The 18,769-nt window shown below is 69.4% G+C and carries 18 protein-coding genes; 13 read left to right on the forward strand and 5 right to left on the reverse strand.

Annotation, left to right across the window (positions count from 1 at the left end; translation table 11 throughout):
• Positions 1-30 precede the first annotated feature (30 nt).
• Entirely contained in the window at positions 31-1,512 is a 1,482-nt protein-coding gene (locus tag PO605_RS05720; protein ID WP_272206179.1) for a cryptochrome/photolyase family protein, read from the reverse strand.
• Positions 1,513-1,536: 24 nt separating this feature from the next.
• Between PO605_RS05720 and PO605_RS05725 the strand changes: the two genes are divergently transcribed.
• The 7 genes from PO605_RS05725 (at position 1,537) to PO605_RS05755 (ending at position 7,046) form a co-directional block, all read left to right on the forward strand.
• On the forward strand, positions 1,537-2,136 hold the full coding sequence (locus tag PO605_RS05725; RefSeq protein WP_012203507.1) for a YqgE/AlgH family protein: 600 nt from the start codon (positions 1,537-1,539) through the stop codon (positions 2,134-2,136).
• Positions 2,133-2,591, forward strand: coding sequence for a Holliday junction resolvase RuvX (gene ruvX / locus PO605_RS05730; protein WP_016447930.1), 459 nt, complete (start codon positions 2,133-2,135; stop codon positions 2,589-2,591). Before PO605_RS05725 ends, ruvX begins: the two co-directional genes overlap by 4 nt.
• The gene (pyrR, locus tag PO605_RS05735) at positions 2,588-3,106 is read left to right on the forward strand and encodes a bifunctional pyr operon transcriptional regulator/uracil phosphoribosyltransferase PyrR (RefSeq protein ID WP_013804027.1); all 519 of its coding nucleotides are present in this window, start codon (positions 2,588-2,590) and stop codon (positions 3,104-3,106) included. The genes ruvX and pyrR overlap by 4 nt, the downstream gene beginning before the upstream one ends.
• A 2-nt stretch (positions 3,107-3,108) precedes the next feature.
• On the forward strand, positions 3,109-4,071 hold the full coding sequence (locus PO605_RS05740) for an aspartate carbamoyltransferase catalytic subunit (RefSeq protein ID WP_272206180.1): 963 nt from the start codon (positions 3,109-3,111) through the stop codon (positions 4,069-4,071).
• Between the two features lie 274 nt (positions 4,072-4,345).
• On the forward strand, positions 4,346-5,641 hold the full coding sequence (locus PO605_RS05745) for a dihydroorotase (protein ID WP_016447929.1): 1,296 nt from the start codon (positions 4,346-4,348) through the stop codon (positions 5,639-5,641).
• A 164-nt stretch (positions 5,642-5,805) separates the two neighbouring features.
• Positions 5,806-6,555, forward strand: coding sequence for a lysophospholipid acyltransferase family protein (locus tag PO605_RS05750; protein ID WP_047474755.1), 750 nt, complete (start codon positions 5,806-5,808; stop codon positions 6,553-6,555).
• A gap of 14 nt (positions 6,556-6,569) precedes the next feature.
• Positions 6,570-7,046 (forward strand): GNAT family N-acetyltransferase, encoded by a 477-nt coding sequence (locus PO605_RS05755; RefSeq protein WP_047474751.1) that lies wholly within the window; start codon positions 6,570-6,572, stop codon positions 7,044-7,046.
• Positions 7,047-7,071: 25 nt separating this feature from the next.
• On the opposite strand, the gene PO605_RS05760 is transcribed toward PO605_RS05755, so the two are convergent.
• The 4 genes from PO605_RS05760 to PO605_RS05775 form a co-directional block, all read right to left on the reverse strand.
• On the reverse strand, positions 7,072-7,458 hold the full coding sequence (locus tag PO605_RS05760) for a DUF1987 domain-containing protein (protein WP_016447926.1): 387 nt from the start codon (positions 7,456-7,458) through the stop codon (positions 7,072-7,074).
• Positions 7,459-7,493: 35 nt separating this feature from the next.
• Positions 7,494-8,126 carry a DUF6272 family protein gene (locus PO605_RS05765; RefSeq protein ID WP_047474749.1) on the reverse strand — a complete coding sequence of 211 codons (633 nt, stop codon included), beginning with the start codon at positions 8,124-8,126 and terminating at the stop codon, positions 7,494-7,496.
• Positions 8,123-9,496: a SpoIIE family protein phosphatase gene (locus PO605_RS05770; protein WP_047474746.1), complete on the reverse strand. Its 1,374-nt coding sequence runs from the start codon at positions 9,494-9,496 to the stop codon at positions 8,123-8,125. The genes PO605_RS05765 and PO605_RS05770 overlap by 4 nt, the downstream gene beginning before the upstream one ends.
• A 97-nt stretch (positions 9,497-9,593) precedes the next feature.
• Positions 9,594-10,691, reverse strand: a complete 1,098-nt coding sequence (locus PO605_RS05775) for an ABC transporter ATP-binding protein (protein WP_034347786.1) — start codon at positions 10,689-10,691, stop codon at positions 9,594-9,596.
• A gap of 212 nt (positions 10,692-10,903) precedes the next feature.
• Between PO605_RS05775 and PO605_RS05780 the strand changes: the two genes are divergently transcribed.
• The 6 genes from PO605_RS05780 to PO605_RS05805 all read left to right on the forward strand — a co-directional run bounded on the left by PO605_RS05780 (position 10,904) and on the right by PO605_RS05805 (position 18,586).
• On the forward strand, positions 10,904-12,550 hold the full coding sequence (locus PO605_RS05780) for an ABC transporter permease (RefSeq protein ID WP_272206181.1): 1,647 nt from the start codon (positions 10,904-10,906) through the stop codon (positions 12,548-12,550).
• Positions 12,551-12,607: 57 nt separating this feature from the next.
• Positions 12,608-13,516 carry a LysR family transcriptional regulator gene (locus PO605_RS05785; protein WP_016447921.1) on the forward strand — a complete coding sequence of 303 codons (909 nt, stop codon included), beginning with the start codon at positions 12,608-12,610 and terminating at the stop codon, positions 13,514-13,516.
• A 112-nt stretch (positions 13,517-13,628) separates the two neighbouring features.
• Entirely contained in the window at positions 13,629-15,014 is a 1,386-nt protein-coding gene (locus PO605_RS05790; RefSeq protein WP_012203520.1) for an 8-oxoguanine deaminase, read from the forward strand.
• A 206-nt stretch (positions 15,015-15,220) separates the two neighbouring features.
• Positions 15,221-16,537, forward strand: coding sequence for a nucleobase:cation symporter-2 family protein (locus PO605_RS05795; protein WP_047473117.1), 1,317 nt, complete (start codon positions 15,221-15,223; stop codon positions 16,535-16,537).
• A 31-nt stretch (positions 16,538-16,568) separates the two neighbouring features.
• Complete coding sequence (arsC, locus tag PO605_RS05800) at positions 16,569-16,937, forward strand: arsenate reductase (glutaredoxin) (protein WP_016447918.1); 369 nt, start codon at positions 16,569-16,571, stop codon at positions 16,935-16,937.
• 95 nt (positions 16,938-17,032) lie between these two features.
• Positions 17,033-18,586 carry a Do family serine endopeptidase gene (locus PO605_RS05805; protein ID WP_016447917.1) on the forward strand — a complete coding sequence of 518 codons (1,554 nt, stop codon included), beginning with the start codon at positions 17,033-17,035 and terminating at the stop codon, positions 18,584-18,586.
• Positions 18,587-18,769 lie beyond the last annotated feature (183 nt).

An 18,769-nucleotide genomic window follows, 5' to 3' on the forward strand; every position in this document is an offset into this window, starting at 1 on the left:
TTGGCTCCGGTGCCTTTGCACCGGCTTCCTTCAGCCGGCCTGCTTGACCACGCCGTAGCGGGCCAGCGTGCGCTCGCGCGCGGCTGCGTGGTCCACCACGGGATGGGGATAGTCCGTGCCCAGCACCACGCCGGCCTCGGCCAGCTCCAGCGGCCGGGCCTGCCAGGGCGCGTGGCGCAGCGCGGCGGGCAGGCGGGCCAGCTCGGGCACGTAGCGCTCGATGAAGCGCGCGTCGGCATCGAACTTCTGGCTTTGCGTGATGGGGTTGAAGATGCGGAACCAGGGCTGGGCGTCGCAGCCCGTGGAGGCCGCCCACTGCCAGCCGCCGTTGTTGGCCGCCAGGTCGAAGTCGTTGAGCTGGCGCGCAAACCAGGCTTCGCCCCGGCGCCAGTCTATGCCCAGATCCTTGACCAGAAAGCTGGCCGCCACCATGCGCAGCCTGTTGTGCATGTAGCCCGTGGTGTTGAGCTGGCGCATGGCGGCATCGACCAGCGGATAGCCGGTGCGGCCCTCGCACCAGGCGGCGTACAGCGCATCGGCCTCGGGGCCGGTATCCCACACGATGGCGTCGTAGGCGGGCTTGAAGCTGGCGTGCACCACGTGCGGATGGTGGGCCAGGATCTGGAAATAGAAGTCGCGCCAGATCAGCTCGGACAGCCAGGTGGCGGCTCCCTCGCTGTCGTGCGGCTGCTGCTGCGTCTGCTCCCAGGCCAGCCTTGCCAGGCGGCGGATGGAGACCGTGCCGAAGCGCAGGTGCACGCTCAGGTAGCTGGGGCCCTTGACGGCGGGAAAGTCGCGCGCCTGCTTGTAGCGCGGCAGGCGCGGCAGGAAGTCGGCCAGCAGTTCCTCGGCGCCAGCGCAGCCCGTGGGCAGGCGCAGGCCGTCCAGCGTGCCGGCTTCGAAGCCCAGGTCGGCTGCCGTGGGCACGGCGCGGCGCTCGCCTTCGGGGCGTGGCGCCAGGCGCTCGGGCAGGTCGCGCTCGCTGGGGTAGGCGGACAGGAAGAAGGGCGTGACCTGGCGCAGCCAGGCGTTCTTGTACGGCGTGAACACCGAGAACGGCGCGCCGGCCTGGGTCAGCACCTCGTCGCGCGCAAAGACCATGTGGTCCTTGAAGCTGTGCAGGGCCACGCCCTCGGCGGCCAGGGCCTGGCGCACGCGGGCGTCGCGGGACAGGGCGTCGGGCTCGTCGTCCCAGTTGCAGAACACGGCCTGGGCGCCGAGCTGCCTGGCCAGGGCCGGGATCTGCTCAGCGGGCCGGCCGCGGCGCACGATGAGGCCGGTGTCGGCGCGGCCCGAGGCCTCGCGCAGCGCATCGTCCAGGCCCGTCAGGCTCTGGCAGATGAACTCCACGCGCCGGTCGGCACGGGGCAGGGGGGCGAGGATGTCGTCGTCGAAGATGAACACGCAATGCACCTGCCGGCACTGGCGCAGCGCATGGTAGAGGGCGGCATGGTCGGACAGGCGCAGGTCGCGCCGCAGCCAGACCAAGCCCACAGGGTAAGAAGGTGGCATGGATCGCCGGTAAAATCCGTCGTTATGTCTGCTGAAACTGCGCCTATCAATCTGACGCACCACTTCCTGATTGCCATGCCTGGCCTGGAAGACGAAGCGTTCTCGCGCAGTGTGATCTACCTGTGCGAACACAGCGAGCGCGGTGCGCTCGGTCTGATTATCAACAAGCCCTCGCAGCTTACGCTGGAAGGCCTGCTGGAAAAGGTGGATCTGGCCCTGGGCCGCGAGGACCTTCGCGGCAACCGCGTCTTCAACGGCGGGCCCGTACAGACCGATCGCGGCTTCGTGCTGCACGATCCCATGGTGATCGAAGGCGCGCCCGACGACGAGTCCGCCTACGCCTCGACCATGACCATTCCCGGCGGCCTGGAGATGACCACCTCCAAGGACGTGCTCGAAGCCCTGTCCGACGGCGCAGGCCCCAAGCGCCTGCTGGTCACCCTGGGCTATGCCTCCTGGGGCGAGGGCCAGCTGGAGTCGGAGCTGGCCGAAAACGCCTGGCTCACGGTGGGCGCCGACGCCAACGTCATCTTCGATACCCCGGTCGACGACCGCTATGACCGCGCCCTGGGCCTGCTGGGCCTGCAGCGCTGGATGATCTCGCCCGAAGCGGGGCGCGCATGAGCCTGCCCGCTCCCGAGTCCCAGGCAGCAGCGGCAGCCGGCACGGCCGTGCCGCCCACCGTTCCCTCCCATTTCCAGAGTTTCGTGGCCTTCGATTTCGGGGCCAAGCGCACGGGCTGCGCCGTGGGCACGCGCCTGCTGCGCTCGGCCAACCCGCTGCCCACCATCCGCGCCGAGGCCGGCGAGGCCCGCCTGGCCCAGGCCGGCGAGCGCATCAAGGAGTGGCAGCCCGATGCCCTGGTCATCGGCGTGCCCTACCACCCCGACGGCAATGCGCACGAGAACACGGCGCGGGCGAAGAAATTCGGCCGCCAGCTCAAGAGCCGCTTCGGCCTGCCTGTCTACGAGGTGGACGAGCGCTACAGCACCACCGAGGCCCTGGCCGGTGGCGCAAGGGATGCCGATGCGGCCTCGGCCTGCATCATTCTTGAACAGTTTTTGAGGAGTCTTCCATGAGTGAATCCATTGCGGGAGCCGGCAGTCTGGTGCTGGACGCCGAGGCCCTGTACCGCGAACTGCTGCGCGGCGTGCGCAGCCTCATGGGGCCTGAAACCCGCCTGGCCGGCATCACCTCGGGCGGCGCCTGGCTGGTGGAGCGGCTGCACAAGGACCTGAACCTGCCCGGCAACCCCAGCGTGCTGTCCTCGGCCCTGCACCGCGACGACTTCGCGCAGCGCGGCATGGCCACCAGCGCCCAGACGCAGATCGACTTTGACGTCAACGGCGCCGACATCCTGGTGCTGGACGACGTGCTCTACACCGGCCGCACCGTGCGCGCGGTGCTCAACGAACTCTATGACTACGGCCGCCCGGCCTGCGTGCGCCTGGCGGTGCTGGTGGACCGGGGCGGGCGCGAGCTGCCCTTCCAGGCCGACTTTGCCGCCGCGCGCATCGCGCTGCCGGCCGACCGCCTGCTGTCGCTGGCGCGCGATGACGCCGGCGTCTTCCAATTCCGCATCCAAGAGGCCTGACCGTGCTGTACAAGCGCAATCCCCAGCTCAACAAGAACGGCGAACTGATCCACCTGCTGTCCACCGAAGGACTGTCCAAGGACATCCTGACCCACATCCTGGACACTGCGGCCAACTTCGTCAGCGTCAATGACCGCGAGGTCAAGAAGGTGCCGCTGCTGCGCGGCAAGAGCGTGTTCAACCTGTTCTTCGAGAACAGCACGCGCACGCGCACCACGTTCGAGATCGCGGCCAAGCGCCTGTCGGCCGACGTGTTCAACCTGGACATCGCGCGCAGCTCGGCCAGCAAGGGCGAGTCGCTGCTGGACACCATCGCCAACCTCTCGGCCATGGCCGCCGACATCTTCGTCGTGCGCCACAGCGAGTCGGGTGCGCCCTACCTCATCGCCCAGCATGTGGCGCCCCATGTCCACGTGGTCAATGCCGGCGACGGCCGCCACGCCCACCCCACGCAGGGGCTGCTGGACATGTACACCATCCGCCACTACAAGAAGGACTTCGCCAACCTGCGCGTGGCCATCGTGGGCGATGTGCTGCATTCGCGCGTGGCGCGCTCCGACATCCATGCGCTGACCACGCTGGGCGCGGCCGAAGTGCGCGTCGTCGGCCCGCGCACCCTGGTGCCGCAGGACCTGGCGCAGATGGGCGTGCGCGTCTTCCACACGCTGGAAGAGGGCATCCGGGACTGCGACGTGATCATCATGCTGCGCCTGCAGAACGAGCGCATGAGCGGCGCCCTGCTGCCGTCCAGCCAGGAATACTTCAAGAGCTTCGGCCTCACGGCCGAGAAGCTGCGCCTGGCCAAGCCGGACGCCATCGTCATGCACCCGGGCCCCATCAACCGCGGCGTGGAGATCGACTCCGAAGTGGTCGATGGCCCGCAGGCCGTGATCCTGTCGCAGGTGTCCTTCGGCATCGCGGTCCGCATGGCCGTCATGTCCATCGTCGCCGGCAACGAGGCTTGAAATGAAGCACCCCCTGAGCGACTGCGTCGCTTCCCCCGTATGCACGGCGCCCTCTCTCGCTACGCGGGAGGGGGGCGTACGGGCAGCCGGCGACGCCCTCGCTGCAGGGCGGCGCGGCCGGCCTAGGCCTTTGCTCGGCGTCCCTGAGATGGGCCATGCTTTTTCCATGCCCGGTGTCCTGGACTGAGTCCAGGCGCTTTTTGTGAATGCAAATGTTTTTGATCGCCGCAGGCCGCAGCCCATGCGCCGCCTGCGGTCTACGGGGTAGCAAACCATGAAGATACTCATCCGCAACGGCCGAGTGATGGACCCGGCACGGGGCCTGGACCAGCAGGCCGACGTGGCCATCGACGGCGGCAAGGTGCTGGCCATCGGCAAGGCGCCCGAGGGATTTGCCGCAGAACGCGAGATCGATGCGGCCGGCTGCTGGGTGCTGCCGGGCCTGGTCGATCTGGCCGTGCGCCTGCGCGAGCCCGGCCACGAGCACGAAGGCATGCTGCAGTCCGAGATGGCTGCATCGGTGGCCGGTGGCGTGACCAGCCTGGTCTGCCCGCCTGATACCGATCCCGTGCTCGACGAGCAGGGCCTGGTGGAGATGCTCAAGTTCCGCGCCGAGAAGCTGCACCAGTCGCGCCTGTTCCCGCTGGGCGCGCTGACGCTGGGCCTCAAGGGCGAGGTGCTGACCGAGATGGCCGAGCTGACCGAGTCCGGCTGCATCGGCTTCGGCCAGGCCGAGGTGCCCATGACCAGCACCCAGACCCTGCAGCGTGCCCTGGCGTATGCGGCCACCTACGGCTACACCGTGTGGCTGCGCCCGCAGGAGCTGTACCTGGGCAAGGGCGTGGCCGCCAGCGGCCCGCTGGCCACGCGCATGGGCCTGTCCGGCGTGCCCGTGGCGGCCGAGACGATTGCCCTGCACACCATCTTCGAGCTGATGCGCGGCACCCAGGCGCGCGTGCACCTGTGCCGCCTGTCCAGCGCCGCAGGCGTGGAACTGGTGCGCCGTGCCAAGGCCGAAGGCCTGCAGGTCACGGCCGACGTGTCCATCAACTCGCTGCACCTGACCGATACCGACATCGGCTACTTCGACAGCAGCGCCCGCGTCACGCCGCCGCTGCGCCAGCAGCGCGACCGCGATGCGCTGTCTGCCGCGCTGGCCGATGGCACCATCGACGCCCTGGTCTCCGACCACACGCCCGTCGATGAGGATGCCAAGGTCCTGCCCTTTGCCGAGGCCGAGCCCGGCGCCACGGGCGTGGAGCTGCTGCTGTCGCTGGCCGTCAAGTGGTCGCAGGACGGTGGCGTGCCTTTGAACCGTGCCCTGGCCGCCATCACGGCATCGCCCGTGCAGGTGCTGGGCTCGTCTCTGGGCGAGCTGCAGGGGCAGCTGGGCCGGCTGGCCGAGGGCGGCGTGGCCGACCTGTGCATCGTCGATCCGCAGGCGGCCTGGACCGTGAAGCCCCAGGAGCTGGCCAGCCAGGGCAAGAGCACGCCCTTCGGCGGCTACGAACTGCCGGCCCGCGTGCGCTGCACGCTGGTCGACGGCCATATCGCTTACGAACGCCGCTGAAATGAAGCGCCCCCTGAGCCGCTTCGCGACTTCCCCCTCTCTACTCGCTACGCGAGGGAGGGGGACGACACCCTCGGTGCGGGGCGGCCCTTCCTCGGTGTCCCTGAGATGGAGCGTGCCTGTTTCACGGGCATGGGCGTTGCCAAACGCTCTGAATGGCTGAAATGAAACGCTTGCGTAATGGAGGGCGCGCCACGCTGCGCGCAGCGCGCCTGTTCGGCCATGTGTGCAAGGGGCTGTGGATCGTGGCCCTGCGCTTTCCGCAGCTGCCCGAGGAGCGCCAGCACGCCCATGTGCAGGCCTGGGCCCTGCAGTTGCTGGCCCATGCGGGCGTGCGCCTGGAGATCCAGGGCGAGCCGCCGAGCCAGGGCCCCATGCTCATGGTCAGCAACCATATTTCCTGGCTCGACATTCCCGTGCTGCATGCGGCGCGGCATTGCCGCTTCATCTCCAAGTCCGACGTCAAGGGCTGGCCGCTGATCGGCACGCTGGCCACGGCGGCGGGCACGCTGTACATCGAGCGCACCTCGCGCCGCGATGCGCGGCGCATGGTGCAGAGCATGGAGGAATCCCTGCAGCGCCGCGAGATCCTGGCCATCTTCCCCGAAGGCACGACGGGCGACGGCCGCAAGCTGCTGCCCTTCCATGCCAACCTGCTGCAGGCGGCCGTGCAGATCGGTGCGCCCGTGCTGCCCGTGGGCCTGCGCTTCATCGACGGCGCCACCGGCCAGATCAGCCACGCGCCCAGCTACGAGGGCGATGAAACCCTGCTGGGCTCCATCTGGCGCACGCTGTGCGCCGACGACCTGGTCGCCGCCGTCCACTATGGCCAGCCGCAGACGGCCGATGGCCGCGACCGCCGCGTCTGGGCCCAGGACCTGCATGCCGAGGTGGACCGGCTGCGCCAGGCCTGAACCTTGCCAGCGACATGACAGACACCTTCTCGCTTCGGCCCTCGCGGCCTGATGACACCGCTGCCCTGAACGCCGTTCTCTGGGCCACCTACGAGAGCACCTGGAAGCCCCAGCTGACGGCGGACAAGGATGCACGGTTCCGCGCCTCGGGCCGCACCGCGCAGTACGTGCAGTCGCGCGGCCACCTGTTCTGGGTGGCCGAGTGCGATGGCGTGGTGGCAGGCTTCGTGGACCGCGTGGATGACTTCATCGGCGCCCTGCATGTGCTGCCGGCCTGGCAGGGGCGCGGCGTGGGCCGTGCGCTGCTGGCCCACGCGGAGCAGGCCATGCGCGCCGACGGCCACGCCCAGGTGCGGCTGGAGACCGACAGCTTCAACACCCAGGCCCTGGGCTTTTACACGGCGCAGGGATATGCCACGCTGGACACCTATCCCGACGAGGAATGGGACTGCGGCCTGACCACGGTGCTCATGGGCAAGCCGCTGGCCTGAAGGCCAGGGCGGAGCAGGCCTGCCCTCAGTTGCTGTAGGGCTGTCGCTCCAGCACCAGGTTGGCGAAGTCCTCCACCAGGTCGGCGCCCAGTTCCTCGATGGCGTCGTCCTCCTCGTCAAAGGCCCAGACCACGCGGATGTCCGTGCCCTTTTGCCCGGCCTGGTCCAGCAGCGCGAACAGCGAGCGCAGGCCCATGGTGGAGGCGCTGTTGATGTACTGCAGCTTCATCTCGGCCACGAAGCGAGGAGGCTGGCTGGCCTCGAAATACCGGCCCAGCATGGACAGGATGGGGTTGAAGAAGGGCAGGGGGTTTTCGGGATAGCACTCGCCTTCGATGCGCAGAAGCTGCTCGGCCGGCGAGAAGACCACTTCGGGCGTGACGGAGGTGCGTTCGGATTTCAATGCTTGCATGGCGGCAGGTCGGTTCGTTGAAGGACGCCCGGCGTTCAGATCAGCGCCTTGACGTGGAATACGGCATGGGGCGCGGTCTCGGCGGCGTCCTCTCCCGTGGCGATGTGGTACTGCAGCGGCGCCGAGGCATCGCGCGCAATGGTCAGCCAGCCCAGGCCCGCGCCCCGGCTGATGTCGTCGCTGGTGCCGTGGTCCGTGTTGTGCAGCTGGGCCTTGTAGGCGGCCTTGATCTCGGGGTGGCTCATGGCGCGCACGGCGTCCAGCTTGGCGGCCAGGCGCGGCACATGCTCGCTGCGCACGGCATTGCTGCAGGCGATCCAGAAGCGGGCAGGCGCCGGCTCGGCGCCCGCCTCCTGGGCGCAGGCCAGCGCATCGATGCGGCCCACGCCGATGGCGCCCTGTGGCACGGGCGCGCTGAGCGCCTGGCGGGGGCCGGTGTCGGCCGCAGGCAGGGGCGCTGCGTAGTGCAGCACGTTCTGCGCCATCTCGATGAAGGTGGAAAACAGCTTGCGCTTGGCGCTGCTCGATCCGTCCTCGCTGGCCAGGCGGCTCTTGAGCGTGTCGGCCGCCGCCTGGATCACATTGGGGTTGAAGGTGCCCGCGTAGTACAGCAGCAGGCCGTTGTGCTCGGCCTGGGCGCGCAGCTGAGCGAATTCGGCCGGGCTCATGACTGCAGGGCCTGGTTGCGCCACACCAGCAGCGAGACATCGTCGCGCCGGCGCTGCGTGCCCTGCCACTGGGCGAAGGCCTGCCGGAACTCGGCGCAGGCCTGGGCGGCGGGGCGGTACTGCTGCTCGTGCAGGAAGCGCGCCAGGCGCTTTCTGCCGTGGGCGATCTGGCGCGGCCCACCCAACTGGTCGATGACGCCATCGGTTGCCACCATCAGCAGCGAGCCGGGCGCGACCTCCAGCACCTGCGTGCTCCAGGCTGCGTCGTCGGGCGTGGTCGCATAGCCTATGCCCAGCTTGTCGCCGGCATGGATCTGCACCTGGGCCGCCTCCTGCACGCCGGGCGGCGCCACCAGCAGGTCCAGCCGGGCCGATGCAAAGCGCAGTTGCGTGCCGCAGGGCGACTGCAGGAACAGCGCGGCGTCCAGGCCATCGCTGGAGGTCTTCTCCGCCGGCAGGCCGTCGGCGGGGGCCGCTGGTGCGCCCCAGGCCGGCTGGGCGTCGCGGGTGCGCTGCTGCAGCACGCGCTTGATGTAGCGGTTCATCTGGCCCAGCAGGGCGCCGGGGTCGATGGCGGTGCCGGTGCCGGTTCCAGTGCCGATACCTGCAGGCGCCACGGCCTGTTCGAGGAAGGACAGGGCAATCAGCGTCATGAAGGCGCCCGGCACGCCGTGGCCCGTGCAGTCGAACATGCAGCCCAGCAGGCCCTGCGGTGTGGCACGGAAGAAATACGCATCGCCGCCCACCACGTCGCGCGGCTCCCACAGCAGGCCGTGGTCTTCCAGCTGGCTGGCGAGCACGCGGTCGGATTCGACCAGGTGCGAGCGCTGGATCAGGCTGGCGTAGTCGATGCTGGCCATGAGCTGGCGCGTCTTGTCGGCCTCGATGTCGGACATGGCGGTCATCAGCGCGTGGCCCGTGCCTATGCCTGCATAGCGGCCTTCCTCGACGGTGATGAAGCCGTCCTTGAGCACGCGGCTGCCGCTGGCCAGCGCCTGCTGCACCAGCTGGTCGATGGGCAGGCCGGCCGCCACCACCATGGGCGCGGTGTCGGTGAATACCAGGCAGCTGCGGCGGCCGAACACGTCGCGCGCAAAGGGCCGCGCGTACTGCTCCATGAAGCGCTGGCGGTTGATCAGGCCCAGCGGCCGGTCGTCGGCCACCACGGCCAGGGTTTCGAGCAGGGGCTGCTCGCTGAACAGCCGGTGCACGTCCTCGTTGCTGGTGTCGGGGGGAATCGGCGCCGTGGGCTGGCTGAGCTGGCCTGCGCGGGCCAGCAGGCGTGGCGCGGCGGGCGCAGGGGCAAGCGCCGGAACCGGTGTCGGAGCAGATGCAGCGTGCTGCGTGGAGGAGGGGTCCAGAGCAAACATGGGTGGCCTTGAATTGTCACAAGATGTGACAGATTCTGGGTTTCACCCATGACCGTCGGATGACAAAGGCCTGGACGGCGCGGCGGCGGCCGCCTGCTCAGGCCGCTGCGGTCTGCGCAGTGCCCTGTCTCTCTCGCGGGAAGGCGACCACGTGATTCATGTCCAGCCGTATGCCCACCCACTCGCCCACCGCATGGTCGTGGTGGCTGGGCACATGGGCCAGCACGCTGTGGCCGCTGGCCAGCTCCAGCGTGTAGAGGAACTCCGAGCCGCGAAACGCCTTGCGCAGGATGCGCGCCTGCACGGGCGAGGCATCGTCGTGCACCACATCGTCGGCGCGCAGCAGCACATCGCACTCGCCGTCCGCAAACTGCGCAGGCAGCGGGCAGGTGGCCGGATCGACCAGATCGCCCAGCGCCGTGCGCGCCACCACGCCGCCGGCACCGCTGTGGGCCAGCGTGGCCGGCACGAAGACGCCGTGGCCGATGAAGTCCGCCACGAAGCGCGTGGCCGGCCGGTGGTACAGCGAATAGGCGTCGTCCCACTGCTGCAGCTGCCCCTGGTGGACCACGCCGATCATGTCGCCGATGGCAAACGCCTCCAGCTGGTCGTGCGTGACGAACAGGGCCGTGGCGCCTGCGGCCTTGAGGATGCCGCGCACCTCATGCGCCAGGCGCTCGCGCAGGTCCACGTCGAGGTTGGAAAACGGCTCGTCCAGCAGCATCAGCTGCGGGCTGGGCGCCAGCGCGCGGGCCAGCGCCACGCGCTGCTGCTGGCCGCCTGACAGCTCGTGCGGAAACCTTCCTGCACTGCCGGCCAGGCCCACCAGCTCCAGCACCTCGGCCACGCGCTCGGCCTGGCGCGCCTTGGGCAGATGGTGGATGCCGAAGGCCACGTTGCGGCCCACGTTCAGATGGGGGAACAGCGCATAGTCCTGGAACACCATGCCGATGCGCCGCTGCTCGGGAGGGAGCGAGAAATCCGCGCTGCCCACGAGCTGGCCGTCGATGCGGATCTCGCCGCCGCTCACGGGCTCCAGGCCCGCCACGGCACGCAGCAGCGTGGTCTTGCCGCAGCCCGAGGGGCCGATGAGCACGCCGATGTCGCCAGCGGCCAGATTCAGCGTGACGCCCTGCACGGCAGGCCTGTCGCGGCCCGGGTAGCGCACCTCGAGTTGGGAGACGGTCAAAAACATGCGGCGATTGTAGAACCGCGCAAATGAATAGAATTCGCATTTGCATTGGCGGGCCAGGGGCATGCCCGGAGCCCGCCGACTCCAGCAGCCCGCAGGCACGTCCGGTCTCGGCGGCACCTCGGCCCACAGGCCGGTGGCTGCCGCGGACCCCGGCCCGTTCCATAGCCCGGCAGCCAGATCCTCCCCCTCATCCTCTAGCCGAGACCTCCGCTTTGCGCCGTCTGTCGTCCGTACTCCGCTCCCTTCCCCTGCTCCTGCTGGCCCTGGTGCTGATGCTGCCCGTGCTGGCCGTGCTCGGCTCCTGGCTGCCTCTGGGGCAGGGCGATGCCCTGGCCGGCTCCATCCTGCGCGAGATGGCGGCCACCGTGCTGCCCGGCTATCTGTGGACCACGGTCTGGCTGGGCCTGCTGGTGGCGCTGGGCGCGGCCATCGTGGGCACGGGCACGGCGGCGGCCGTGACGCTGTTCGACTTCCGCGGCCGGCGCCAACTGGAATGGCTGCTGCTGCTGCCGCTGGCCATGCCGGCCTATGTCACTGCCTATGCCTATACCGACTTCCTGCAGTTCAGCGGCCCGCTGCAGACCTGGATGCGCGACACCTATGGCCTGGAAGGCCGGCTCCTGCCGGAGGTGCGCAGCCTCGGCGGCGCGGTCTGGGTCTTCATCTTCTCGCTCTACCCGTATGTCTACCTGCTGGCGCGCACCGCGCTGGGCGAACGCGCCGCGCACCTGATGGAGGCCGCGCGCCTGATGGGTGCGCCGCTGTCGCGGCGCATCTGGTCGGTGGCGCTGCCGCTGGCGCGCCCGGCCGTGGCCGCTGGCGTGGCCCTGGTGGTGATGGAGACGCTGGCCGACTTCGGCGTGGTCAGCTATTTCGGCATACAGACCTTCACCACGGGCATCTACAAGGCCTGGCTGTCCATGGACAACCGCATTGCCTCCGCGCAGCTGGCCACCTTCCTGCTGGTGCTGGTGGTGCTGCTGCTGCAGCTGGAGCTGCGCGCCCAGCGGCGCATGCGCTTCGTCACCGGCGGCGCGGGCCGTGCCGGCTCGGCCGAGGCGCAGCCGCTGCGCCTGCGCGGCTGGCGCTGCGCGCTGGCCTGGCTGGCGTGCCTGCTGCCCGTGCTCATGGGCTTTGTGGCGCCCGTGTTCTTCATGCTGCGCCCGCTGGCGGCCGACTGGTCGGTGCTGCCCTGGGACCGCTTCCTCGACTGGGCGCTCAACAGCGTGCGCCTGGGCGCCATCACCTCGGTGCTGGCCGTCATCATCGCCGTGGCCCTGGCGTTTGCCGTGCGCCGCCACAAGGAGTCGGCCGTCACGCGCGGCGTGGTGCAACTGGCCAGCCTGGGCTATGCGGTGCCGGGCGCCGTGGTCGTCGTCGGCCTGCTGCTGCCCGTGGGCTGGGTGCAGCAGGTGCGACCCGAATGGGGTTTTGCCGGCCTGGTCACGGCCACCGCCGTGGGCATTGTCTGGGCCTACCTGGTGCGCTTTTGCGCCGTGGCCCTGCAGTCCATGCAAAGCGGCTATGCGCGCATCGCGCCCAGCCTGGACGACTCGGCCCGCATGCTGGGCACGGGCGCCTGGGGCATGCTGTCGCGCGTGCACTGGCCGCTGCTCAGGCGCTCCACGGCAGCGGCGGCGCTGCTGGTCTTCGTCGATGTGATGAAGGAGCTGCCCGCCACCATGGTGCTGCGCCCCTTCAACAGCGACACCCTGGCCGTCGTGGCCTACCAGCTCGCGCGCGACGAACGCCTGGGCGAGGCCGCCCTGCCGTCGCTGGCCTTGGTGCTGGTGGGCCTGATCCCCGTGATCATGCTCAGCCGCACGCTGCGCGCCGAGCGCCCGGGCACGGCCCGCTGAGCCTGGGCTGCCGGGCGCTGCAAAGCGCGGCCCGGCAAACCCCGCTACGCTCGTGCCATGCACGCCAGAGTCCTGCGCTATCTCGACGAAGTAGTCCGCCGCGGTTCCATCCGCAAGGCGGCCGAACATCTGCACGTGGCCCCCACGGCCGTCAACCGCCAGATCCTCGACCTGGAGGCCGAGCTGGGCACGCCCCTGTTCGAGCGCATCCACAAGCGCCTGCGCCTCACCCCGACGGGCGAGATGGTGCTGGCCCATGTGCGCGCCACGCTGCGCGAGCATGCGGCGCTGCGCGAGCGCATTGCCGAACTGCAGGGCGCGCGCAGCGGCGAGATCACCGTGGCCGCGACCACGGGGCTGGCCGGCTCGCTGCTGCCCTCGCTGGTGCATGAATTCCGCCAGCGCCACCCGGGCATCGTGGTGCGCATCATCGACCTGCCCCTGAGCGACATCGCGGCTGCCGTGGAAGGCGGCGACGCCGACCTGGGTCTGGCCTACGACCTGTCCGAACGCCCCGCGCTGCGCGCGCTGGCCATCAGCGAATGGCAGATCGGCGCCATCGTGCCGCCCCGGCATGCGCTGGCACGCCAATCGTCGGTGCTGCTCAGCGAGTGCATAGGCCATCCGCTCATCCTGCCCGCGCCGCCGCTGTCCATCCGCAGCCTGCTGGACGAAGCCTTTGCGCGCAACGCCATCGAGGTCACGCCCGTGGCCGAGTCCACCTCCATGGCGCTGATCCAGCGCCTGGTCATGCTGGGCGAGGGCATTGCCCTGCTCAACCCGCTGGACGTGATGGAGGAGCGCAGCCGCAATGCCCTGGTCTTCGTGCCTTTGCGCGATGCGCATCTGCGGCGGCAGACGCTGGTGCTGACCGGCCGGGCCAGGGGGCAGTTGAGCGCGGCGGGCGAGCTGATGGCCCAGTCCATCGGCCAGGCGCTGGCAAGGCTGTTTGCCGGGGGGCGGTGAGTCTTAGGCACTTGTCCACTTTTTGTGGACACATCGGGCGGAATTCAGCGCTATCGGCAATGGCGTGTCCTTCCTAGACTGGCGGCTTTTCCATTTCGAAGAAGAGAACGCCATGACCTTGATCGCACTGAACGCCGATGTACTCGTCACCATGGATGCGCAGCGCCGCGAGATCCGCGACGGCGCCCTGGTGGCCGACGGCCCGGCCGTGCAATGGGTGGGCGCCACGGCCGAACTGCCGCCGCAGTACCGCCGCATGGTGGACGACGGCACGGCCCAGGTGCTGGACATGCGCGGCCGCGTGGTGATGCCGGGCCTGGTCAACACGCACCACCACATGTACCAGAGCCTCACGCGCGCCGTGCCGGCCGCGCAGGATGCGGAGCTGTTCTCGTGGCTGACCAACCTGTACATGCTGTGGTCGCACCTCACGCCGGAGATGATCCACGTCTCCACCCAGACCGCCATGGCCGAGCTGATGCTGTCGGGCTGCACCACCACCAGCGACCACCTGTACCTGTATCCGAATGGCGCTCGGCTGGATGACTCCATCGCCGCGGCGCAGCAGATGGGCATGCGCTTTCATGCGGCGCGCGGCTCCATGAGCCTGGGCCGCAGCAAGGGCGGCCTGCCGCCTGACGCGGTGGTGGAGGAAGAGGAAGCCATCCTGCGCGACAGCCTGCGCCTGATCCAGCAATACCACGACAGCGCACGCCACTCCATGCTGCGCGTGGTGCTGGCGCCATGCTCGCCGTTCTCGGTGACGCGCGAGCTGATGCGCGAGTCCGCCGTGCTGGCGCGTGCGCACGGCGTGTCGCTGCACACCCACCTGGCCGAGAACGACAACGACGTCGCCTTCTCGCGCGAGAAATTCGGACTCACCCCCGCGCAGTACGCCGAAAGCCTGGGCTGGGTCGGCCCCGATGTCTGGCATGCCCACTGCGTCAAGCTCGATGCCGAGGGCATTGCGCTGTTCGCGCGCACGGGCACGGGCGTGGCGCATTGCCCGTGCTCCAACATGCGCCTGGCCTCGGGCATCGCACCCGTGCGCACCATGCGCGATGCGGGCGTGCCCGTGGGCCTGGGCGTGGACGGCAGCGCCTCCAACGACGGCGCCCACATGCTGGGCGAGGCGCGCCAGGCCTTGCTGCTGCAGCGCGTGGGCCACGGCCCTGCCGCCATGGGCGCGCGCGAGGCGCTGGAGATCGCCACGCTGGGCGGCGCGCGCGTGCTGGGGCGCGACGACATCGGCGCGCTGGCGCCGGGCATGTCGGCCGACTTCGTGGCCTTCGACATGTCGGGCGTGGGTTACGCGGGCGCAGGCCATGACCCCGTGGCCGCGCTCGTGTTCTGCACGCCCACCGACGTGTCCACCAGCGTCATCAACGGCCGTGTCGTGGTGCGTGACGGCCACCTGCTCACGGCCGACCTGCCGCGCGTGCTGACCCGCCACCGCGAACTGGCCCGCACGCTGTTCGAGCGCGCAGCGGGCCACTGACATATCCCTGCAGCGCGGCAGGCCGGCACCCAGGCCATCGCGGGTGCCGACCTGCCGCGCTGCGCCATTCCCCCGAAGCATCTCCAGGAGGCTCGAAGACCCGGACAGCACTTTCAGGACCCCCACCCTTTTCCGGCACCACTGCCCCGACATACATACAAGCGCCTCTGAAGAGGCCGACGGCCAGGACACAAGGAGACAAGACAATGGAACAACTGCTTTACAAGGTGGAAGACCGTCCGCCAATGCTCATCACCACGGTCCTTCTGTCGCTGCAGCACCTGCTGGCGGCGCTGGGCGGCATCATCGCCGTGCCCCTGGTCTTCGGCGGGGCGCTCAAGCTGCCGGCCGACCAGATCGTGGCGCTGGTGAATGCAGCGCTGCTGGGCTCGGGCGTGGTCACCATCGTCCAGTGCAGGGGGGTGGGGCCCGTGGGCATACGGCTGCCCTGCGTCATGGGCACCAGCTTCGCCTTCGTGGGCGCGGGCATCAGCGTGGGGCTGGAGCATGGTGTGGCCGGCATCCTGGGCTCCTCGCTGGTAGGGTCGCTGGTGATGATCGTGGGCAGCTACTTCATGCCCGTGATCCGCCGCTTCTTCCCGCACACCGTGACCAGCGTGGTCGTGACCATGATCGGCCTGTCGCTGACCCCCGTCGCCGTGGACTGGGCTGCGGGCGGCATGGGCCGCAGCGACTACGGCGCGATCGGCCACCTGGCCATCGCCGGCTTCGTGCTGGTGCTGGTGATCGGCTTCGTGCAGTGGGGCAGGGGCATCGTCTCTGCCTCGGCCGTGGTGCTGGGCATCGCCTGCGGCTATGTGCTGTGCCTTGCGCTGGGCCTGATCGACTTCACCCAGGTGAGCGAGGCCGCGGTCTTCGCCATCCCGCAGCCGCTGAGCTTCGGCATGACGTTCCCGGTGGCCGGCATCGTCGCCATGTCCATCGCCTTTCTGGTGACCATCGTCGAGACCACGGGCACCTTCATGGCCCTGGGCGCGGCCACGCAGACGCGCATCGACGGCAAGCGCCTGTCCAGCGGCATGCTGTGCGACGGCGTGGGCTCGGCCTTCGCGGCCGTGATGTCCAGCCCTCCGCTGTCCACCTTCGCCCAGAACGTGGGCGTGGTCTCGCTGACCGGCGTGGCCAGCCGCCATGTGGTCATGCTGACGGGCGTCATGCTGCTGCTGGCCGGCCTCTTTCCTGTGCTGGGCGCACTGGTGGTGACGATTCCGCAGCCCGTGCTCGGCGGCGCGGGGCTGATGATGTTTGCCATGATCATTTCTGCCGGCATCCGCATGCTCAGCGGCGCCGAGCACTCGCGGCGTGCCAGCCTGATCATCGCGGTCTCGCTGGGCTGCGGCCTGGCGGTCACGGTGCGCCCGGACCTGCTGGCCCGCATGCCTGCCTTCGTGCGCGAAGTCTTCGGCTCGGGCATTACCGTCGGCGCCCTGGTCGCGGTGGGGCTGAACCTGCTGCTGCCCGGCCGCGAGGTCGATGCCCATCCCGAAGAAGCCGTGGCCTGAGGCGCATTTTCATGGGCCTACACTGCGGCCCATGAACACCACCGCCCCCCGCACCGACATCACCATCTACCACAACAACCGCTGCAGCAACTCGCGCGGCGCGCTGGCCCTGCTGCGCGACAACGGCATAGAGCCGACCATCGTCGACTACATCGCCCAGCCCCTGGACGCTGAGCAACTGCAGGCCCTGGTCCGGCAGCTGGGCATGCCCGTGCGCGAGCTGCTGCGCAGCAAGGAAGCCGTCTTCGCCGAGCTGGGCCTGGGCGATGCATTGGCCAGCGATGCGCAGTTGCTCGCCGCCGTGGCCGAGCACCCGGTGCTGCTCAACCGCCCCATCGTCGTCACGCCCAAGGGCGCGGCGCTGTGCCGCCCGCCTGAGAAGGTGCTGGCGCTGATCTGAGAGGCACGGCGAGGCTTCTAAGCCTCGCCTAAGTCTGCCCCTTCAGACTTCTCCCCAACGCAGCAAGGAACGCTGCTTTTGAGGAAAGGTCTGCCATGAACAAGATTCTGTCGACTCCCCGCCGTCTGGTGCTGGCCCTGGTGGCCGCAGGTGCCATCGGCGCCCTGGGCGCCACGGGCGCCGGTCTGGTTGGTGTGGTGCATGGCGATGCGCGTGCCGCCACGTCGCTGTTTGCGCCTGCAGCACAGCCTGCTTCTGCCGCTTCTCCTGCTTCTCCCGCCGGCGCCGTGGCGGCGCCCAACTTTGCCGACATCACGGCGCGCAATGGCGCGGCCGTGGTCAACATCAGCGTGGTCGGCAGCTCGCGTGCCATGGGCGAGGACGGCGACGAGGCCGCAGCGCGCCAGGGGCAGCAGGGCGTGCCGGGCATGGACCCCAACGATCCGTTCTTTGAATTCTTCCGCCGCTTCGGCGTGCCCGGCATGCCGGGCATGGGCCAGGGCCAGCCCCAGCGCGATGTGCCCACGCGCGGCGAAGGCTCGGGCTTCATCGTCTCCAGCGACGGCCTGATCCTGACCAACGCCCACGTGGTGCGCGGCGCCAAGGAAGTGACCGTCAAGCTGACCGACCGGCGCGAGTTCAGCGCCAAGGTGCTGGGCGCCGATCCCAAGACCGACGTGGCCGTGCTGCGCATCGAGGCGAAGAACCTGCCCACGGTGTCGCTGGGCAAGACGGCCGATCTGCGCGTGGGCGACTGGGTGCTGGCCATCGGCTCGCCCTTCGGCTTCGAGAGCAGCGTGACGGCCGGCGTGGTCAGCGCCAAGGGCCGCACCCTGCCGGACGACAGCTTCGTTCCTTTCCTGCAGACGGACGTGGCCATCAACCCCGGCAACTCGGGCGGCCCGCTGTTCAATGCGCGCGGCGAGGTGGTGGGCATCAACAGCCAGATCTACTCGCGTTCGGGCGGCTACCAGGGCGTGTCCTTCGCCATTCCCATCGAGGTGGCCACGCGCGTGCAGCAGCAGATCGTGGCCACAGGCAAGGTGCAGCATGCGCGGCTGGGCGTGGCCGTGCAGGAGGTGAACCAGGCCTTTGCCGATTCCTTCAAGCTCGACCGTCCCGAAGGCGCCCTGGTGTCCAGCGTGGACAAGAACGGCCCTGCCGCCAAGGCGGGACTGGAGCCCGGCGACGTGGTGCGCAAGATCGATGGCCAGCCCATCGTGGGCTCGGGCGATCTGCCGGCCTTTGTGGGCCAGGCGCTGCCGGGCCAGAAGGTCACGCTGGAGATATGGCGCAACGGCGAGGCCCGCACGCTCAGCGCCGTGCTGGGCGATGCCAGCGACAAGGCCGCCAAGGTGGCCAAGGACAAGCCCGACGCCGGCAAGGGCAAGCTGGGCCTGGCCCTGCGCCCGCTGCAGCCCGAGGAAAAGCAGCAGATCGGCGTGAAGGACGGCCTGGTCGTTGCCGACGCTGCAGGCCCGGCGGCCGAGGCCGGCATCACGCAGGGCGATGTGCTGCTGTCCATCAACGGCTCGCCTGCCGGTGATATCGAGGCCGTGCGCGCCGCCATGGCCAAGGCCGGCAAGACCGTGGCCGTGCTGATTTGGCGCGATGGCAACAGGATATTTGTTCCCGTACGTCTCGGGTAAGCGAAAGGAGGTAAGGGACTGAAAAGCACCTGCACACTGAATTGATCGCACAGCCCCGGCACGAATGTGCCGGGGCTTATTGCATGGGAATTCAACCGGCCAGTGGCTGGCTATTCCTGCATTCGTGCGGCAATGTGATGGTTGTATTCTGTGAATTCACATCCTTTTGCGTTAGCGGTGTTT

The organism is Delftia sp. DT-2 (genome assembly GCF_028401915.1).
Lineage (GTDB): Bacteria > Pseudomonadota > Gammaproteobacteria > Burkholderiales > Burkholderiaceae_C > Comamonas > Comamonas tsuruhatensis.